This window comes from Kitasatospora sp. NBC_01302 (assembly GCF_035976515.1).
Lineage (GTDB): Bacteria > Actinomycetota > Actinomycetes > Streptomycetales > Streptomycetaceae > Kitasatospora.
This window is the reverse complement of the sequence record NZ_CP108404.1, coordinates 4,787,036-4,804,923: the sequence shown is the minus strand read 5'-3', so window position 1 is coordinate 4,804,923 and position 17,888 is coordinate 4,787,036. Positions and strand designations below refer to the sequence as shown.

General features: G+C 72.7%; 16 protein-coding genes. 9 read left to right on the top strand and 7 right to left on the bottom strand.

Annotated features, from left to right (window positions below; translation table 11 throughout):
- The first annotated feature begins 117 nt into the window (after positions 1-117).
- The 9 genes from rpmH (at position 118) to OG294_RS20680 (ending at position 6,993) form a co-directional block, all read left to right on the top strand.
- Positions 118-255, top strand: coding sequence for a 50S ribosomal protein L34 (rpmH, locus tag OG294_RS20720; protein WP_148643823.1), 138 nt, complete (start codon positions 118-120; stop codon positions 253-255).
- Positions 256-273: 18 nt separating this feature from the next.
- Entirely contained in the window at positions 274-699 is a 426-nt protein-coding gene (rnpA, locus tag OG294_RS20715; protein WP_327067998.1) for a ribonuclease P protein component, read from the top strand.
- Positions 696-1,097, top strand: a complete 402-nt coding sequence (gene yidD, locus OG294_RS20710) for a membrane protein insertion efficiency factor YidD (RefSeq protein ID WP_327067997.1) — start codon at positions 696-698, stop codon at positions 1,095-1,097. Before rnpA ends, yidD begins: the two co-directional genes overlap by 4 nt.
- 3 nt (positions 1,098-1,100) lie before the next feature.
- On the top strand, positions 1,101-2,282 hold the full coding sequence (gene yidC / locus OG294_RS20705) for a membrane protein insertase YidC (protein ID WP_327067996.1): 1,182 nt from the start codon (positions 1,101-1,103) through the stop codon (positions 2,280-2,282).
- A gap of 80 nt (positions 2,283-2,362) precedes the next feature.
- Positions 2,363-2,902 carry a Jag family protein gene (locus tag OG294_RS20700; RefSeq protein ID WP_327067995.1) on the top strand — a complete coding sequence of 180 codons (540 nt, stop codon included), beginning with the start codon at positions 2,363-2,365 and terminating at the stop codon, positions 2,900-2,902.
- Between the two features lie 187 nt (positions 2,903-3,089).
- Complete coding sequence (gene rsmG, locus OG294_RS20695; protein WP_327067994.1) at positions 3,090-3,860, top strand: 16S rRNA (guanine(527)-N(7))-methyltransferase RsmG; 771 nt, start codon at positions 3,090-3,092, stop codon at positions 3,858-3,860.
- A gap of 158 nt (positions 3,861-4,018) precedes the next feature.
- Positions 4,019-5,113: a ParA family protein gene (locus OG294_RS20690; protein WP_442789351.1), complete on the top strand. Its 1,095-nt coding sequence runs from the start codon at positions 4,019-4,021 to the stop codon at positions 5,111-5,113.
- Positions 5,110-6,189 (top strand): ParB/RepB/Spo0J family partition protein, encoded by a 1,080-nt coding sequence (locus tag OG294_RS20685; RefSeq protein WP_327067993.1) that lies wholly within the window; start codon positions 5,110-5,112, stop codon positions 6,187-6,189. Before OG294_RS20690 ends, OG294_RS20685 begins: the two co-directional genes overlap by 4 nt.
- A gap of 186 nt (positions 6,190-6,375) precedes the next feature.
- Entirely contained in the window at positions 6,376-6,993 is a 618-nt protein-coding gene (locus OG294_RS20680) for a GNAT family N-acetyltransferase (RefSeq protein ID WP_327067992.1), read from the top strand.
- 73 nt (positions 6,994-7,066) lie between these two features.
- On the opposite strand, the gene trxA is transcribed toward OG294_RS20680, so the two are convergent.
- From trxA to OG294_RS20645, 7 genes are all read right to left on the bottom strand, one after another.
- Positions 7,067-7,411: a thioredoxin gene (gene trxA, locus OG294_RS20675; RefSeq protein WP_327067991.1), complete on the bottom strand. Its 345-nt coding sequence runs from the start codon at positions 7,409-7,411 to the stop codon at positions 7,067-7,069.
- A 131-nt stretch (positions 7,412-7,542) separates the two neighbouring features.
- Positions 7,543-8,517: a thioredoxin-disulfide reductase gene (gene trxB, locus OG294_RS20670; RefSeq protein WP_327067990.1), complete on the bottom strand. Its 975-nt coding sequence runs from the start codon at positions 8,515-8,517 to the stop codon at positions 7,543-7,545.
- Positions 8,518-8,673: 156 nt separating this feature from the next.
- Positions 8,674-9,666: a zf-HC2 domain-containing protein gene (locus tag OG294_RS20665; RefSeq protein ID WP_327067989.1), complete on the bottom strand. Its 993-nt coding sequence runs from the start codon at positions 9,664-9,666 to the stop codon at positions 8,674-8,676.
- A complete protein-coding gene (gene sigM, locus OG294_RS20660; protein ID WP_327067988.1) occupies positions 9,663-10,499 on the bottom strand; it encodes an RNA polymerase sigma factor SigM in 837 nt (278 codons plus the stop codon). Before sigM ends, OG294_RS20665 begins: the two co-directional genes overlap by 4 nt.
- Before the next feature lie 89 nt (positions 10,500-10,588).
- Positions 10,589-12,568, bottom strand: coding sequence for a protein kinase family protein (locus OG294_RS20655; RefSeq protein ID WP_327067987.1), 1,980 nt, complete (start codon positions 12,566-12,568; stop codon positions 10,589-10,591).
- A 206-nt stretch (positions 12,569-12,774) separates the two neighbouring features.
- Entirely contained in the window at positions 12,775-15,234 is a 2,460-nt protein-coding gene (murJ, locus tag OG294_RS20650) for a murein biosynthesis integral membrane protein MurJ (protein WP_327067986.1), read from the bottom strand.
- Positions 15,235-15,331: 97 nt separating this feature from the next.
- On the bottom strand, positions 15,332-17,746 hold the full coding sequence (locus OG294_RS20645) for a DUF6049 family protein (RefSeq protein ID WP_327067985.1): 2,415 nt from the start codon (positions 17,744-17,746) through the stop codon (positions 15,332-15,334).
- Positions 17,747-17,888: the final 142 nt, after the last annotated feature.

Genomic DNA, 17,888 nt, shown 5'->3' with positions numbered 1-17,888 from the left:
CCAGCAGACCTGGGGATTCGGGCCGGATTTCCCAGGAACGAAGGGGAGATCACGCGGACGCACGGTGACGGCCAAGCTGCAAATCGTCATCCTACGATTCACCCCAGGAGCCCCCGAGTGAGCAAGCGCACCTTCCAGCCGAACAACCGTCGTCGCGCCAAGACCCACGGCTTCCGGCTGCGGATGCGTACCCGCGCCGGCCGCGCCATCCTGGCGGCCCGCCGTGGCAAGGGCCGCAGCGCCATCTCCGCCTGATCCGCGTAAGGGTCTGCAGTGCTGCCCTCCGAGAATCGGCTGCGGCGGCGCCAGGACTTCGCGATCGCGGTGAAACGCGGCCGTCGAGCCGGTCGGCCTCTGTTGGTCGTCCATCTCAGACGAGATGACGAGCCGGCGGGTCAGGCAGACGGGTACAGCGACTCCCACCCGCACGTCGCCGAGGGGCCTCCCTCGGCGCGTGCGGGTTTCGTCGTGAGCAAGGCTGTTGGTCCCGCCGTGGTCCGCAACCTGGTCAAGCGTCGTCTGCGTCACCTGGTCCGCGAGCGTCTGGCCCGCTTGCCCGCAGGTAGCCTGATAGTGGTACGGGCGCTGCCCCCCGCGGGGACGGCCTCGTATCTGGATCTTGCACATGACCTGGACGCCGCGCTGAAGCGGCTGCTCCGGACCGATCCGACCTCCCCGGGAGGAGGATCAGGGCGATGAAGTACCTGCTGATGGGTCTGATCCGGCTCTACCAGCTGACGATAAGTCCGCTGCTGGGCCCGGTCTGCCGCTACTACCCCTCGTGCTCGCACTACGGCTACGAGGCGGTGCGGACACACGGTGCGATCAAGGGCAGCGTGCTGACCGGCTGGCGGATCCTTCGGTGCAATCCCTGGTCCCCGGGCGGTGTGGATCATGTGCCGCCGCGTAAGCGTCCCGTTTGGCACCAGCGGCTCCGTACCCTGGTGCAGTCCAGGACCGGTAGCGCCACGGGCGCGGAGCCGACCGGCTCCGCGGCCCGCGGCCCGGTCACCTCAGGCTCGACGGCTGCTGGTCAGACGTCGGTAGGCCCGATGTCCGAAAGCCTGACGACCAAGCCCAATGCCCAAGGAGTCTGACCGGTGACCTGGTCCTTCCTGAACCCTCTCTACACCGCTGTCTCGTGGATCATCGTTCAGTTCCACGCGCTGTACAGCCACGTCTTCCCGGCCGACAGCGGCTGGGCCTGGGGTCTCGCCATCGCCTCCATGGTGATCGTGATCCGGATCTGCCTGATCCCGCTCTTCGTGAAGCAGATCAAGTCGACCCGGGCCATGCAGGCGATCCAGCCGAAGATGAAGGCCATCCAGGAGCGCTACAAGAGCGACAAGCAGCGCCAGTCCGAAGAGATGATGAAGCTCTACAAGGAGGCGGGCACCAACCCCTTCTCGAGCTGTCTCCCGATCCTGGTGCAGATGCCGTTCTTCACCGCCCTGTACGGGGTGCTGAGCTCGGTCGCGCACAACAAGGAAATCGGCGTCATCAACGGCCCGCTGCTGGCCAGCGCGGGCAAGGCGCACATCTTCGGTGCTCCGCTGTCGGCCACCTTCGTGCACTCCACCGAGACCAACGTCAAGATCGTCACTGCGGTGATGATCGTGATGATGTCGCTCTCGCAGTTCATCACCCAGCGCCAGCTGATGACCAAGAACGTGGACCTCACGGTCAAGACGCCGTTCATGCAGCAGCAGAAGATGCTCATGTACGTCTTCCCGTTCATGTTCGCCGTGATGGGCATCAACTTCCCGGTCGGTGTGCTGGTCTACTGGCTGACCACCAACGTCTGGTCGATGGGCCAGCAGCTGGTCGTGATCCGCAACAACCCGACGCCGGGCAGCAAGGCCTGGGACGAGCGGCAGGTGCGCCTGAAGGCCTCCGGCCGGCTGAACCCGGACGGCTCGATCATCAAGGGCGCCGGCGTGCTCGGCTTCCTCGGCGGTGGCAAGGCGAAGGCGGCTGCCGAGCAGCAGGCCGCTGCCGCGCTGACCGAGACGGTCCAGGTGCGCCGGCAGCAGCCGCGCAAGCAGACCAAGGCCCAGCGCCAGCAGGTGCACGGTGGTGCGGTGAAGACCGACCAGAGCAACACGGACGGTGAGCCGGCGGCGGCGGAGACCGACGCGCAGGTCGAGGACGCGGTGCCCAGCACGCAGGGGGCGGGCAAGGCGCAGGCCTCGGGCGGCGCCAAGCGGCCGGCCCCCAAGCAGGGTGGCGGCGGCGCCAAGCGCGGCCCGCAGCAGAGCGGTCAGCGACCCAAGAAGAAGTAGTCGCCCGACCCTCGCCCGAACCCCTCGATCCTCGATTTCGGCCCGTACCCGTGGGCCCTGTCTGTGAAGGAGTCCCTCCCGTGACGGAAGGCACCACCTCCGCCGTCGACGCCGGATCGGCCGCCCCGGCTGAGGAGTCGGCGGACACCCTGGTCGCTCGCCTGGAGCAGGAGGGCGACATCGCGGCCGACTACCTCGAAGGCCTGCTGGACATCGCCGACCTGGACGGCGACATCGACATGGATGTCGAAGGCGACCGGGCCCTGGTGTCCATCGTGGGCGACGGCAACGACCGCACCCTGCAGCGGCTGGTGGGTCAGGACGGTGAGGTGCTGGAGGCGCTCCAGGAGCTGACCCGGCTGGCCGTGCACCGGGAGACCGGGGAGCGCAGCCGGCTGATGCTGGACATCGCCGGCTTCCGGGCCCGCAAGCGCGAGGAGCTGGCGGAGCTCGGGGCCAAGGCCGCCGAGCAGGCCAAGCAGACCGGCGAGTCGGTCAAGCTGCGCCCGATGACGCCGTTCGAGCGCAAGGTGGTCCATGACGCGGTGGCCGCGGCTGGGCTGCGAAGCGAGTCGGAGGGCGAAGAGCCGCAGCGCTGCGTCGTGGTCCTGGCGGGCTGAGGCCCGGGGCTCCATCCCTCGACGACCCCGTTCGCACGGTGCGGCTGTGCGAGCGGGGTCGTCGCTCCTCGGGGGCTCTGCAGGTGCTGCCTCACAGGCGGTGCCTCGCACGTGGTGCTTCGAGTTGGCGTGGGATGTTTCACGTGAAACGGTGCTAACGGTGGATTCGGTGAGCGGAGAGGCTGAGATGGCGACGGAGAGTGCGGCGGCCGATGGGGCGCCGGAGGGTCTGGGCGAGCCGCCGCAGGCGGCACGGGAGATCTTCGGCGAGCGGTTCGCCTCGGCGCAGCGTTACGCCGAGCTGCTGGCGTCGGCGGGGGTGCAGCGCGGGCTGATCGGTCCGCGGGAGGTGCCCCGGCTGTGGGACCGCCACGTGCTCAACTGCGCGGTGCTCTCCGAGCTGCTGCCCGAGGGGGCGACCCTGTGCGATGTGGGGTCGGGCGCGGGGCTGCCCGGGATCCCGGTGGCGCTGGCCCGGCCCGACGTGTCGGTGACCCTGCTGGAGCCGCTGCTGCGGCGCACCACCTTCCTGGAGGAGGTGGTGCGGGAGCTGGAGCTGACCAACGTCACCGTGCTGCGCGGGCGGGCCGAGGAGATGATCGGCAAGGTCTCGGTGGAGATCGTCACGGCCCGGGCGGTGGCACCGCTGGACCGGCTGGCCGGCTGGGGCATGCCGCTGCTGCGTCCCTACGGGCAGATGCTGGCGCTCAAGGGCGACACCGCCGAGCAGGAGCTGGCCGACTCGCGGGCGGCGCTCAGCAAGCTGGGTGCGGTCGAGTGGTCGGTGATCCCGGTGGGGGAGAGCCTGCTGGGCGCTGCGACCCGGGTGGTGCAGGTGAAGGCCGGCGAGAGCCCCGGCGGGGTGAAGGCGGCGACCAGGCGGGCGAAGGCGGCCCGGGCGGGCCGGGCCGGCGGTCGGCCGGCGGAGGCGCGGGGCGCCGGTCGCCGGCGGCGCTGAGCGGCCGGGCCCACGCGGCCCACGAGGAGTGACCGGGAGGCCCCGGGTGCGGATCGCACCCGGGGCCTCTGGCGTCGTCCGGAGTGTCGCGGCGTCAGATATCCGACATTGCGGGCATGGTGTTTCACGTGAAACGTCGCTCGCTGCTTCCCGCCAGTCTGGACCTCCGGCTGCGCCGGGGGCTCGGCCGTGGCCGGGCGGAGACTGTTGCCGCTCCGGTTTCACGTGAAACACTGAGCCCCATGCAGGACTCGGAGACCATCGACCAGATCGATGACACCCCCATCGCCCGGGCGGCGCAGGCCGCCGTGCAGGCGCTGGGACGGGCGGGTGAAGGCCTGCCCAGGCCACCGGCGACCCGCGTGATCGTGGTGGCGAACCAGAAGGGCGGGGTGGGGAAGACCACCAGCACCGTCAACATGGCCGCCTCGCTCGCCATGCACGGGCTACGGGTCCTGGTGATCGACCTCGACCCGCAGGGCAACGCCTCCACCGCGCTCGGCATCGACCACCATGCCGAGGTGCCGTCCATCTACGACGTGCTGGTGGAGGGCAAGCCGCTGGCCGATGTGGTGCAGCCGGTGGTGGAGGTGGAGGGGCTGTTCTGCGTCCCCGCCACCATCGACCTGGCCGGCGCGGAGATCGAGCTGGTCTCGCTGGTGGCCCGGGAGAGCCGGCTGCAGCGGGCGATCGCCGCCTACGAACAGCCCCTGGATTACATCCTGATCGACTGTCCGCCCTCGCTCGGGCTGCTGACGGTCAACGCCCTGGTGGCAGGCCAGGAGGTGATGATCCCGATCCAGTGCGAGTACTACGCGCTGGAGGGCCTGGGACAGCTGCTGCGCAACGTGGAGCTGGTGCGCGCGCACCTGAACCCGGCGTTGCACGTCTCCACCATCCTGCTCACCATGTACGACGCGCGGACCAGGCTGGCCGCCCAGGTCGCGCAGGAGGTGCGCAACCACTTCACCACGGAGGTGCTGCGGACCGCGATCCCGCGTTCGGTGCGCATCTCGGAGGCACCGAGCTACGGGCAGACGGTGCTCACCTACGATCCCGGCTCCACCGGCGCGCTCTCCTACCTGGAGGCGGCGCGGGAACTGGCGCTGCGGGCGGTCGGCCTGGAGGGCCCGGCCACCGCGGTGGAGCAGGCGGCGGCCGAGGCGTTGGACGCGGTGGGACAGCACCGGCACACGATCGGCGCGCAGGCGACGCCGACGGCACAGCACAGCACGATGGAGGGCAATCGGTGAGTGGTCGCAGGGGTCTGGGTCGTGGGCTGGGTGCGCTGATTCCGGCGGCCGGTGCGTCGGCGGCTCCCGGGACGGCGGCCACGACCGCCGCCGCCGACAGGCCGGTGGCGCCCGGTGGCGCGGCGGTGCTGGAGACCGGAGCGGTGTCGCCCAGCGCGGTGCCGGTGCTGCCGGCGGGGCGCGGTACGGTGGCGGCGCGGGTGGCTTCGAGCGCGCGCCCGGAGCTGGTGCCGGTGGAGGGCGTGCGCTTCGCCGAGCTGCCGCTGGACGCGATCACGCCCAATCCGGCGCAGCCCCGCAAGGTGTTCGACGAGGAGAAGCTGGAGGAGCTGGTCACCTCGATCAAGGAGGTGGGTCTGCTCCAGCCGGTGGTGGTCCGTCAGGTGGGTCCGGAGCGCTACGAGCTGATCATGGGTGAGCGGCGCTGGCGCGCCTCCCAGGAGGCCGGGCTGGAGCGGATCCCGGCGATCGTGCGGGCCACCGAGGACGACAAGCTGCTGCTGGAAGCGCTGCTGGAGAACCTGCACCGGGCGGAGCTGAACCCGCTGGAGGAGGCCGCCGCCTACCAGCAGCTGCTGGAGGAGTTCGGCTGCACCCAGGACGAGCTGGCGGACCGGATCGGCCGCTCGCGTTCGCACCTCTCCAATACGCTGCGGCTGCTCAAGCTCTCCTCGGCGGTGCAGCGCCGGGTGGCCGCCGGGGTGCTGACCGCCGGTCACGCCCGGGCGCTGCTCGGGGTCGCGGCCGAGTGGCAGCAGGAGCAGCTGGCCAAGCGGATCATCGCGGAGGGGCTCTCGGTGCGCAGCACCGAGGAGATGGTGAAGCTGCTGGAGCCGCAGGAGAAGCCGCGTCCGGTGGGCCCCAAGGCGGGCAAGATCCTCTCCCCGGCCTTCAACGACCTGGCGGGTCGGCTCTCCGATCGGTTCGACACCCGGGTGAAGGTCGAGGTCTCGCAGCGGGGTGGCAAGCTGGGCAAGGGCAAGGTGGTCCTGGAGTTCGCCTCGGTGGACGACCTCAACCGGATCCTGGACAGCCTGGCGCCAGGGGAGGACGGGCTGCGGCTCTCGCAGAGCTGAGCCCGCTCGGGGCCTGTGCCCGCTGCTGTGCGGCTCGGCCGAGACGGGCATGCTGGACCGGTGGGTGCATGTTTCACGTGAAACATGCACCCACCGGTGTCTGTACGGGTCCTGGGGGAGGAGCGCGCCGGTCGGACTGGTTGGCCCTCGCCCCCGGGGGAGGAACCGAACGAGGAGGTGTGCCGCATGGGTCGCAGGATCGTCCCCCTGACACTGGACAACCTGGGGGATCTGCCCGCGCCCTGCCGCTCCTGTGTCTTCTGGGAGCTCGATCCGGTGCGCGGCCGGGAGGCGGTGGACAGCGGGAAGGCGGCGGCGGAGAAGGAGGGGTGGATCTCCGCGGCGCTGCTGGAGTGGGGGTCCTGTGGCCGGCTGGTCTACGTCGACCAGGAGCCGGCCGGGTTCGTGCTCTACGCGCCACCGGCCTACGTGCCGCGCTCGCAGTCCTTCCCGACCAGTCCGGTCTCCCCGGACGCCGTGCAGCTGATGATGAGTCGGGTGCTGCCGGGCTACCAGGGACAGGGCATCGGAAGGGTGCTGGTGCAGGCGGTCGCGAAGGACCTGCTGGGGCGGGGCTTCCGGGCGATCGAGGCCTTCGGGGCGGCGGGCGGCGATCGGCCGAGCTGCCTGCTGCCGGCCGAGCACCTGCTGGCGGTCGGGTTCAAGACGGTGCGCCCGCACCACCGCTACCCACGGCTGCGGCTGGAGGCGCGCGCCACCGTCTCCTGGAAGGGCGGTGCGGAGGGGGCGCTGGAGCGGCTGCTCGGCGCTGGGCGCAAGGAGCCCGCGCTGCGCCCGTTCTGACGCGGTCGGTCCGGCCGGCAACGCGAGAGGGCGGCCCCGATGGGGCCGCCCTCTCGTCCGTGCTGCCGTCGGCTCAGCCGACCGGCTTCACCGTGATGATGCCGTCGAGGTCGCGCAGCAGGGCGGCCTTGGGCTTGGCGCCGACGATGCTCTTGACGAGCTCGCCCTTGACGTAGACGTTCATGGTCGGGATCGAGACGATGCCGTACTGCGCGGGGACGGCCTGGTTCTCGTCGACGTTGAGCTTGGCAATGGTGAGCTGGTCGCCGTACTCCTCGGCGACGGCCTCCAGCACGGGGGCGACCTGGCGGCAGGGGCCGCACCATTCGGCCCAGAAGTCCACGATCACGGGCTTGTCGCTGTTGAGGACGTCGCTCTCGAAGGTCGCGTCGGTGACGGTTATGGTGGCGCCGGCCACGGGAACTCCTAAGGTCGCATGCGGGGTGGTGCTGGGTGCTCCGAAAGGGACAACAACGGAGCGGGGGATTCTGTTTCGCAGCCGGGCGTTTCACGTGAAACACCCGGCTGTGAGGGGATGGTGCCGGGAGGTCAGACCGCGACGGCGGCGGTCTCGCTCTCCTTGCCGGCCGTGTCGGCCAGGTGGGCCAGGTAGCGCTCGGCGTCCAGGGCGGCGGCGCAGCCGGTACCGGCCGCGGTGATCGCCTGGCGGTAGGTGTGGTCGACCACGTCGCCGGCGCCGAAGACACCGGGGATGTTGGTGCGGGTGGTGGGGGACTCCACCTTGAGGTAGCCCTCGGCGTCCAGCTCCAGCTGGCCCTTGAAGAGCTCGGTGCGCGGGTCGTGGCCGATCGCGATGAACAGGCCGGTGACCGGCAGCTCGCGCAGCTCGCCGGTGGTGGTGTCGCGCAGGGTCACACCGGTCAGCTTCGGGTCGCCGTGGACGGCCTCGACGGCGCTGTCCCAGGCGAAGCTGATCTTCGGGTCGGCGAAGGCACGCTCCTGCATCGCCTTGGAGGCGCGCAGTTCGGCACGGCGGTGCACGACGGTGACGGACTTGGCGAAGCGGGAGAGGAAGGTGGCCTCCTCCAGGGCGGTGTCACCGCCGCCGACCACCGCGATGTCCTGGTCCTTGAAGAAGAAGCCGTCGCAGGTGGCGCACCAGGAGACACCGCGGCCGGAGAGCGCGTCCTCCCGGGGCAGGCCGAGCTTGCGGTGCTGGGAACCGGTGGTGACGATCACGGCGTGGGCCCGGTGCACGACGCCCTCGGAGTCGGTGACGGTCTTGATGTCACCGGTGAGGTCGACCGCGACGATGTCGTCCGGGACCAGCTCGGCGCCGAAGCGCTCGGCCTGTCCGCGCATGTTGTCCATGAGCTCGGGGCCCATGATGCCGTCCCGGAAGCCGGGGAAGTTCTCCACCTCGGTGGTGTTCATCAGGGCGCCACCGGCGGTGACGGCCCCTTCGAAGACCAGCGGCTTGAGGGAAGCCCGCGCGGTGTAGAGCGCTGCCGTGTAACCGGCGGGGCCGGAACCGATGATGATCACGTTACGGACGTCGCTCACTGCATCTCCTGGTTCGCATCGCGACCCGCGCCAGGCGGGGAGGGTGGCGGTCCTGCTCCGCCGCCCGGGACAACGACTCACCAGTGTCGCGCATTCCCAGCTCCTGGTGTACCAGCGGCCGCCCGTCGGACGGCCGTGGCGGCGGCGCGGGCGTGGTCAGTGGGCCGGGATCTCCTCCTGGAGGCGAACCGTGGCGGGGGAGTTGGGGGTGGTGGTGGCGCAGCCGGCGGCGAGCAGAAAGACGTCCAGGTGCGAGGGATCGTCGCTGATCCGGAAGACGTAGACGTCCACCGGCGCGCCCTGGAAGCTGCCGTGCGTCACCAGCAGCGGCTGCTCGCCCTGGTGTCCGGCGACGGCGGACTCGACGCAGGCGGGCAGCGGGGCCGTGGCGGGGGAGGCGTGGTCGGGTGCGGCCTGCTCGCTGCTGGCGTGCGGCAGGTTGCCGGAAGCGGCGGGCAGCAGGGTCCGGAGCTGGTCGGGCAGACCGCTCGCGGTGAACGCGGGACCGGCCGGGGTGAACGGCGATGCGCTGGTGCCGCCCTGCGGCGCCGAGGTGCTCGGGACGGCGTACGAGGCAGCCGGGCGGCCGGCCGCGGAGGCGTCGTTCGCGGAGCGGTCCGCGGTGCTGGCGAGGCCCGCCAGGACGGCCGCGGTGCCGCCGCCCAGGACCGCGAGGCAGGCGACCGCGGCGGCCAGCAGCCGGACCCGGCTCCGACGCGGCCGGGGCCGCCCGGGGCCGGTGTGCTGGCGCGCGGTGCCGGGCGGCGCGGTGCCGGCCACCCTGCCGGGTGCGGTGCTGCTCTTCGGGGTGCTGGTCGCCTTGCCGGGTGCGGTGGTGCTCTTCGGGGTGCTGGGCACCGCGTGGTTGTCGGCCGGTGCCGGCTCGGCGATCGCGGCGGCGATCGCGGCGTCGAGGCGCTGGGCGACGTCCGCCGGCATCGCCGGTGGCGGATCAGCGGCCAGCAGGCCGGTCAGCTCGGCCAGCGCCGCCAGGGTCTCCGAACACTCCTCGCAGTCGGCGAGGTGGCTCCGCAGGGCGGCGGCCTCCTCGGCACCCAGCAGGTCCTCGTGCAGGTCGGCCAGCTGGTCGACGCCGGGATGGGAGGCGCTCGGCGCCGACTCGACGGGGTCGGGGGTCTGGTTCGTCATCGGGGCGTCGCGTCTCCTTCCAGGCTCGGCTCTTGGGCGGGGATGCCAGGGCCCCGCGATGGGACGGATGCGGGGCCCGGCCGGTTCCCCGGCGGTCCAGTCGGCGGCCCGGGCTCCCGCGCGGCCCCTCGCCCGGCCTCCCGCGCGCTCGGGGGTGGGCCGACCGAGGGCGTGCCGGGCGGCGTTTCACGTGAAACATCACCCGCGGCGGTGCGCTGCGGGCCGTCGCCCGGTTCGGCGTCCGCCCGCAGGTGGCGCACCAGCGGCAGCAGCCGGGCCCGGCCCCGGGCGCAGCGGCTCTTCACCGTGCCCACCGGGACGCCCAGCAGCTCGGCGGCCTCGGCCACCGGGTAGCCCTGCATGTCGACCAGGACCAGTGCGGCCCGCTGCTCGGCCGGCAGCTCGGCCAGGGCCGCGCCGAGCTCCCGGCGCAGCTCGTGCCGGAGCACCAGGGCGTCGGTGGGTTCGGCGGCGGGCATCAGGGTGTCGAGCCGGCCCGGCTCCTCGTCCAGCGAACCGGCCCGTCGGCTGCTGGCCCGCCGGGCCCGGTCGAGACAGGCGTTGACCACGATCCGGTGCAGCCAGGTGGTGACGGCCGAGCGGCCCTGGAAGGTGTGCGCGGCGCGCAGCGCCGAGACCAGGGCGTCCTGCAGCGCGTCGGCGGCCTCCTCGCGGTCGCCCAGGGTGCGCAGGGCGACCGCCCACAGGCGGTCCCGGTGACGGTGCACCAGCCGGCCGAAGGCCGTCTGGTCCCCGGCGACGTGCCGGGCCAGCAGCTCGGCGTCGCTCTGCTCGCCGGTCTCGGGCGGCTCTGGTCGCGCCGGTCCTGCCATCTGCCTGCCCCTCGGGTGCCCTGGTCGCGCTCAGGTGCCGGTGGGCCTCATGCGCGACCGGGAGCCCCTGTGGCGGCCCGGCGCCGCAATCAGCCGGAGACCTTGATCTCGGACACCTGGCCGCGGTAACTGCCGTCCCTATCCTTGGGGAGGCTGGTCAGCCAGATCAAGAGGTAGCGGGAGGTGACCGGCGAGGTCAGCTGGAACTGGGCGTCGGTCCCGCTGGCCTTGGCCAGCGGCTGGCCGAAGTCGTCGAGGGTGGTCGGGGCACTGCCACCGGTGGCGCTGGGCACCCGCAGTTCGGCGCTGGTGGTGCCGAGGAACTGGACCTCGACCGAGCTGACCGACTTGGCCGAGCCCAGGTCGACCAGCAGGCCGGTGCCGTGGCCGATGGTGGGCAGATCGGAGTAGTAGCCCTGGGTCTGCCAGGCGCCGTTCGGGCTGCCGCTGTTGATCTCGGAGATCAGCTCCGGGTGCATCGGGCCGCTGCCGAACGGGTTGAACGACTGGATCTGCGAGATCTGCAGCGCCGTGACCGGCTTGGCGGAGGGCGAGGCCGAGGAGACCACGCCGGCGCCACCGGTGGTGCCGAGCGCCTGCTTCTGCGTCGTGGTCCCCAGGCGACCGGCCAACTCCCAGGAGCCGTAGCCGATCGCGGCCAGCAGCACCACGGAGACCGTCCACTGGAGCACTCGCTTGGCCCGGCGGCGGCCCGGCCGGGGAGCCGGCGCGACGGGGGCCGGCGGCGGCGCGAACGGAGCGGGGGCGGGGCGGTGCCCGCCCGGCGGCACGGTCCGCAGCACCTGGGTGCGGTTGTCCGGGCGCGGCGGTGCCGGGTAGCGGGGAGCGGTGCGTTCGGGGCCCGGCTGCTCGGGTGCGGGCTGCCGGATCTTGGGCAGCAGCGCGATCTCCTTGGCCAGCGCGGCCGGCGAGGTGATCGGGGTCAGGCCGCGCGGCGGCGGATCCGACAGGACCCGCACCGCCAGCTCGGCCAGGCCCTGGTGGACCTCGGGCCGCAGCTGCTCCGGCGGGGCCAGCGTGCCGCCCTCGGGCAGGCCGGGGAGCCCGTAGCGGTTCTCCGGGTGCGGCCAGTGGTGGGTGAGCGCGGCGTACAGCAGGGTGCCGATCGCCCGGGTGTCCGTCAGCTCGGCGTCCTGGTCGGGCAGTCCGCGCAGCGCCGCGTCGACCGCGACCCCGTTGATCCGGTACTGGCCGGTGTCGGTGCGCAGCACGCAGCGCGGGGTCAGCCGCAGGTGGGAACGGCCACTGCGGTGCGCGGCGGCGATGGCGTCGGTGAGCTGACGGGCCATCTGGTAGGCGTCGTAGGGCTCCATCGGGCCCGGGGCGAGCAGCGTGGCCAGGTCGGTGGCGTCCGGCAGCCACTCCCGGATCACGTAGACCAGCTCGCCCTCCTGGACCGCGTCCAGCACCTGGACGAAGCGCGGGTCACCGAGCAGGGCCGCGGAGCGGGCGGCGGCCAGCACGCCCTCGGCGCGCTTGCTGCCGGCCGCGAGCAGGTGGACGCCGACCGCGCGGCGCAGCTTCTCGTCCACGGCCCGCCAGCTGCTGAAGGCCGTCGACTGGGAGATGCGCTCCTCCAGCCGGTAGCGCCCCGCGATCTTGTCGCCGCTGTGGCGCTCCGGGACCGGGAAGTGGTCGTCGGGCGCCTCGGCGTCCTGGACGGGATCCGGCTCGGCCGCGGCGTCGAGGTCGGTCCCGGCATCGGGTTCGGCGCCGGTCTCCGGCTCGTCGGCGGGATCCTCGGCCGGAGCCTGGTCGGCGCCGGGTACCGGCAGCACCTGGGTGGCGCCGTTCGCGTCGGCAGGTACCGGCAGCACCTGAGTGGCGCTGTTCGCGCCGGCGGGCAGCGGCATCACCTGGGTGGCAGCCGACCCGCCGTCCGCGCCGCGCTTGCCGCCGACCGGCCGGTCGGCCAGCTCCGCGGCGATCTCGTCGGCGGAGAGCGGGGCGGTGATCTCGCCGGTGGCCTCGTTCGGGGACTCGACCGGCGTCTTGGCCGCCGCCCGCTCGACGACTGCCTTGGTGCGATCCTTGGTGCGATCAGCCACCGTCGTCCTGCCTCCCCTTGTAGCGCCCGGTCCGGCACCCCCGCCGGCGTGTCGCCGGGAGGCGGACAGGCGGGGACCCGGGTCTGCAGACCAAGTCATTCGAAGACAATTGTGCCCACTCTTCCCACCCCCGGACGACCGCTGACGGGGCCAACCGGTTTCACCGGGTGCACTACCGGCCAGTAGGTGGACAAACTGATGGGCGGTCAACGGCCAAGGCGACCGCGGACCATGCCGATCACCGTGGTCAGTTCCTCGATCCGCAGCCGCCGGGCGACCGCGAGGAAGACCGCCACCTGCCCGGCGCTGGCCACCAGCACGGTCATCACGCTACCGGTCCAGCCGTCCAGCAGACTGCGCAGCACGAGCGACAGCAGCAGGCCGACCACCGCGGCCGGCAGGCAGGCGAGCGCCAGCCGCACGTAGGTCTTGGCGATCCGCGCGGTGTCCAGTCCGCCGATCCGCTGCTTGAGCTTGGGCAGCGCGACCGCCACGCCCACCACGTACGAGGCGCCGTAGCCCAGCGCCATCCCGGTGACCGCCCACTGGGCGGGCAGCAGCAGGAAGCAGACCAGTGCGGTCGCGGCCTGGGTGACGGCCACCCAGACGGTGTTGGAGAACGGGGTGCGGGTGTCCTCGTAGGCGTAGAAACCGCGCAGCAGCACGTACTGCACCGAGTAGGGGATCAGGCCGAGTGCGAAGGCGGAGAGCATGAAGCCGACCGCCGTGGTGCCGTGCGCCGCGCTGCCGCCGTTGCCCAGGCCGTAGATGGCGCCGCCGATCTGCGGGCCGAGTGCGAGGAAGAGGAAGGCGGCGGGCACGATCGCCACCGCCGAGGTGCGCAGCCCGTACGAGAGGTCGTCGCGCACCGCACCGGGGTCGCCGTCGGCGGCCGAGCGGGAGAGCCTGGGCAGCACGGCGCTCATCACCGAGACGGTGATCACCGCCATCGGCAGCTGCCAGATCAGCAGCGCGTTGGAGTACGCGGCCAGGCCCACCCCGAGGTAGCCGTGCGCGGCGGCCCGGCTGCCGGCCGCGGTGGCCAGCTGGGTGACGACCAGGTAGCCGGCCTGGTTGGCCAGCACGAAGAGGAAGGTCCACTTGGCCAGCCGGGCGGCCTTGCCCAGGCCGTGCCCGCGCCAGTCGAAGCGCGGCCGGAAGTGGAAGTCGGCCGCGCGCAGGTAGGGGAGCATCGCCAGCGCCTGGACGGCCAGGCCCAGCATGGTGCCCAGGCCCAGCAGCCGCAGCCCCTCGGGGGAGATGCTCTCGGGGGTGACCCGGCTGTGCTGGAAGGTGCCGAAGACCCACAGGTACATCGCGAAGGTGAAGATCACCACGACGTTGTTCAGGACCGGGGTCCACATCATGGCGCCGAACCGGCCGCGGGCGTTGAGGATCTGGCCCATCACCACGTGCATGCCCATGAAGAAGATGGTCGGCAGGCAGTAGCGGGCCAGGGCCACCGTGCTGTCCGCGCTGGCCTGACCGCTCATCAGCGAGTGCGAGATCAGCTGGACCAGCAGCGGGGCGGCCAGCACGGCCACGAAGACCACCCCGGCCAGGCCCACCATCACCAGGGTGAGCAGGCGGTTGGCGTAGGCGGTGCCGCCGTCCTGGTCCTGCTTCATGCTGCGGACCAGCTGCGGCACGAAGACGGCGTTCAGCGCGCCGCCGCCGATCAGGATGTAGAGCAGGGTGGGCAGCGTGTTGGCGGCGGAGTAGGAGTCGCCCATGGTGCCGACGCCGATCGCGGCGGCGATCACCATGGTGCGCAGGAAGCCGGTGCCCCGGGAGACCAGGGTGCCGGCGGCCATGATCGCGCTGGAGCCGAGCAGGCTCGCGACCTTGCCGCCGCCCGAGGTGGCGGGCGCTTCGGTGGGCTTCTCGGGCTCCTCGGGCCGGTCCTGCTCGTCCTGCTCGTCCGGCTGGGCCGGCTCCGCCGCGGCGGCCCCGTCCGGCTGCTCGGGCCCGTCCGGGAGGTCGAGGGTGAACGGCAGGTCGGACCCGGACTCCGCGGCGGCCTCCCGCAGCGCGGTCTCCTCGGGGCTGAGCGGCGGGTCGAACTCGATGACCGGGACGAAGGGCCGCCGTGACACCTCGCCGGTCGGGTAGGCGGCGGCGAACAGGTCGTCCACGCCCACGTACTCGGTGCTCCCGGTGTCCCGGGGCGAGCCGCCCGCGGGCTCGGCCCCGGTGTCGGCCTCGGCCTCGCTCCCGGGTTCGGTGGCAGGGACGGTGCTGGGCACCGCGGGGGCGGGCGTGGCGGCCGCCTGGCGGGCCCAGCGGGAGGCGGGCACCGCGGGCTCGTCCGGCGGCTCCGCGGCCCTGTCACGGCGCTTCTGCCGCTTCCGTGCGGTGGGTGCCGCGGCGGGGGGCGCGGGCTCCTCGGCGGGGTCGCCGTCGGCCGCCGGGGCCTGCGCTTCCGGGGCCTGCGATGCGGGGGTGCCCGCTTCCGGGCCGCTCGGTTCCGGCTCGGCCCGGTGGTACGGACCCGGGCCGTCAGGCGTCGCGTACGGGTCGGTGGCGAACGGGTCGCGCGCGAAGGTCTCGGTGAGGTACCAGTCGCTCTCCTCGGCCGCCGTGGGCGCGTGCTCCTCGGCCGGCGGGACCGACCTTCCGCCGCCCCCGCCCGCGGCCGGGGGGACCCCCGTGCTCCGCTCGCTCATGCCACCTCATCGCTGGTCGGTCCGGCCGTCTCCGAGAGATCTCAAGGACCTACTGTCTCATCACCAGCGGCCCGATCCCGGCTTTCGGCACGGTGCCCTAGGGGTGCGCCGCGGTCCCTTCGGGGGTCGGTCGGCTGTCCGATTCGGGCGGGTTCGTTCCGCTGCCGGCCGACGGCCGGCTGTCCGGCCCGTCCTCGGCGTCGAGCGCCTCGCCGGCCCCGTCCGGTGCGTCGGGGTCGACCAGCGGCGCGTCCGGGTCGTCGTCCGGCTCGCCCTTGCGCTTGCGGCGCTGCAGGAAGAACCGCAGCCCGGCCAGCAGCACCAGCAGGACACCGGCCCCGACCACCCACCAGACGCCGTTGGGCACCTGGCTGACCTCGACCGAGAACTTCACCGGTTCGCCGTACGGCTGCGGGTTGGGCCCCACCGTGTACAGCTGGGCGGTCATCTGCACCACGCCGTTGCCCTGGGCCTGCGCGAGGAACTTGGCCGAGACGCTCTGCGCGCTGCTCAGCGAGATGTTCTGCGGCTTGCTGACGCTCACCCGGTAGGGCTGGTTGGAGGTGAGCCGCAGTTCGAGGTTGATCACCGGCTGGGTCAGGTCGTTCTTGACGCTGACCTGCAGGACGCCCTCGTTGCCCGCGAGCGTGATCTTGTTGCTCTTCTTCGGGATGCTGACGGCGTTGACCAGCTGCCCCATGTTCTTGGAGACATTGGTGCGGTAGTCGTCGCCGGCCTTGGCGTCGGTGCGCCAGGAGGTGGAGACCGAGCTCATCATGGCGGCGCTGAACGGGCTGCTGACCCGCCCCGGGTTGGTCAGGATCTGCAGCAGCAGGTCCATCTGACCCTGCACGTCGGCCACCTGTCCGAGGTTGCTGCTCGGCAGTTCGCCGGCGCGCAGGGCGGCGGGGTAGGCGTCGGCGGGCTGCACCGTGGTGTCGGCGGTCGCGGGGTCGGCGGGGGTGCCGGCCACCGTGTCCAGCGTCACCGGGTTGGTCCACTGGCCGCTCTTGAGCAGCGCGTCCTGCAGGGTCTGCGCGCTCTGCGCGGTGAGGTTGCGCGGCGGCATGACCAGCAGGGTGCGCTGGGTGCTGGGCTGCTGCCGGGTCATCGCCAGCGTCTCGGCGAGGAACCGCTGCTCGGCCGCGGACCTGGCCTCGGGGGTGGCGAGGTCGTTCGCGAACAGGTCCGCGATGGTGCTGTCGGCGACCAGGGCGGTCTGGCCGTTCGGCAGCGGCCGGGCCGCGTTCGGGGTGTAGGACAGCTGCGGATCGCTGACGCTCGCGCTGCTCACGATGATCTTCGAGCCGCCCAGCTGCTGGGCGACCTGGGCGGTCTGCGGATCCAGTGCGCCCTGGTAGGGCCAGGCGATGTCGCCCACCGGGTCGACCATCAGCCGGCCCTCGACGGTCACCTGCCCGGCCACCTGCGCCTTGCCCAGCACGGTGCTCAGCCCGCTCAGGCCGCTGCCGTTGTGCGCGATCGAGGCGAGGTCGGGATCGCCGTACGGCAGGGCGACCACCTCGTCGCCCTTCTGCGTGACGGCGTGGCGCAGCTCGTCCAGCCAGTGGGTGGCCACTGCGGTGCCGGTGCCGGCGACGGTGTTGTCGCTGTGGGCGGGCTCGCCGCTGTGGCCGGGCAGCTGCACCCGGTAGGGCTTGGTCATCGCGGTCACGGCGTCCAGCAGCGCCGGGTCGATCACCCAGGTCAGCGAGGGGATCTGCTCGCCGAGGCTGAGCAGCTGGCCGAGCCGTCCGTTCGGCGCGAGGTCGGTGGCCAGGCTGTCGTCCCGCAGGACCGGGCTCTGGTCGGTGTCCAGGGTCTGGGTGACCAGCTCGGCCTGGTGGGTGAGCGGCCACACCGTGGCGACCTGGGTCTTCTGCGGGACGTCCTTGGGGTCGGAGAAGTACGGCAGCACGCTGCGGGCGATGCCGACCTCGTGCGACGCGGGGTCGTCGTTGGTGCCGGCCTGCACCTGCACCGCCAGCTCGTAGACCGCGCTCCCCTCGCTCGGGTCGAGCTTCAGGTCGCTTATCGCCACCGGGGGCAGGTGGAACGCGGTGCTGGCGCCGGGCGCCAGGTCGCCCACCGGGCTCACCGGGGCGGCCAGCGGCTTGCCGTCGGCGCTGGCCGGGTCGGTCCTGGCGAGCATCGTGCCGATCGCGTAGCGGTTCGCCAGCGGCGTCGAGCCGCGCCCCAGTGACAGGCCCACCTGCGCGGCCTTGAGCGGGGTCGAGCCGCTGTTGGTGACGGTGCCGGAGATCTGCAGCGAGTCGCCGGCGGTGGGGGCCGGGGGCTGGACGCTGGAGATGGTGACCGTGACCGGGAAATCGGGCGAGACCGCGGCCAGCCCCGGCTGGGCCGGCGCGGCGAGGGCCGGCACCACGCCGGTGGCGCCGAGCAGCGCGAGCGTGCCGACGACCACCGCGGTGGACCGCAGCGCCCGGGTCAACCGCCGGGAAGCGAGCTCCGACCTGCGGGGACCCTCGGTGTGCCGTGCTGGCTCGCCCACGCGCTTCGTCCTCGCCGTTCTGGTTCGCGGTCGTCTTCGCTTCGGTCCGCGCCGCCCCCGCGACCACGCGCGGTGTCGGGCTCGCGCCCTCGGCGGACCATCGGTCCCACCGGCATGGTAACGACGCTGCCGGGCCCGCAGT

Bases quoted from the DNA above. Each gene is read 5' to 3' on its own strand.
- yidD (WP_327067997.1), top strand. From the start codon at position 696: ATGAAGTACCTGCTGATGGGTCTGATCCGGCTCTACCAGCTGACGATA.
- rsmG (WP_327067994.1), top strand. From the start codon at position 3,090: ATGGCGACGGAGAGTGCGGCGGCCGATGGGGCGCCGGAGGGTCTGGGC.
- OG294_RS20680 (WP_327067992.1), top strand. From the start codon at position 6,376: ATGGGTCGCAGGATCGTCCCCCTGACACTGGACAACCTGGGGGATCTG.
- OG294_RS20665 (WP_327067989.1), bottom strand. From the start codon at position 9,666: ATGACGAACCAGACCCCCGACCCCGTCGAGTCGGCGCCGAGCGCCTCC.
- sigM (WP_327067988.1), bottom strand. From the start codon at position 10,499: ATGGCAGGACCGGCGCGACCAGAGCCGCCCGAGACCGGCGAGCAGAGC.
- murJ (WP_327067986.1), bottom strand. From the start codon at position 15,234: ATGAGCGAGCGGAGCACGGGGGTCCCCCCGGCCGCGGGCGGGGGCGGC.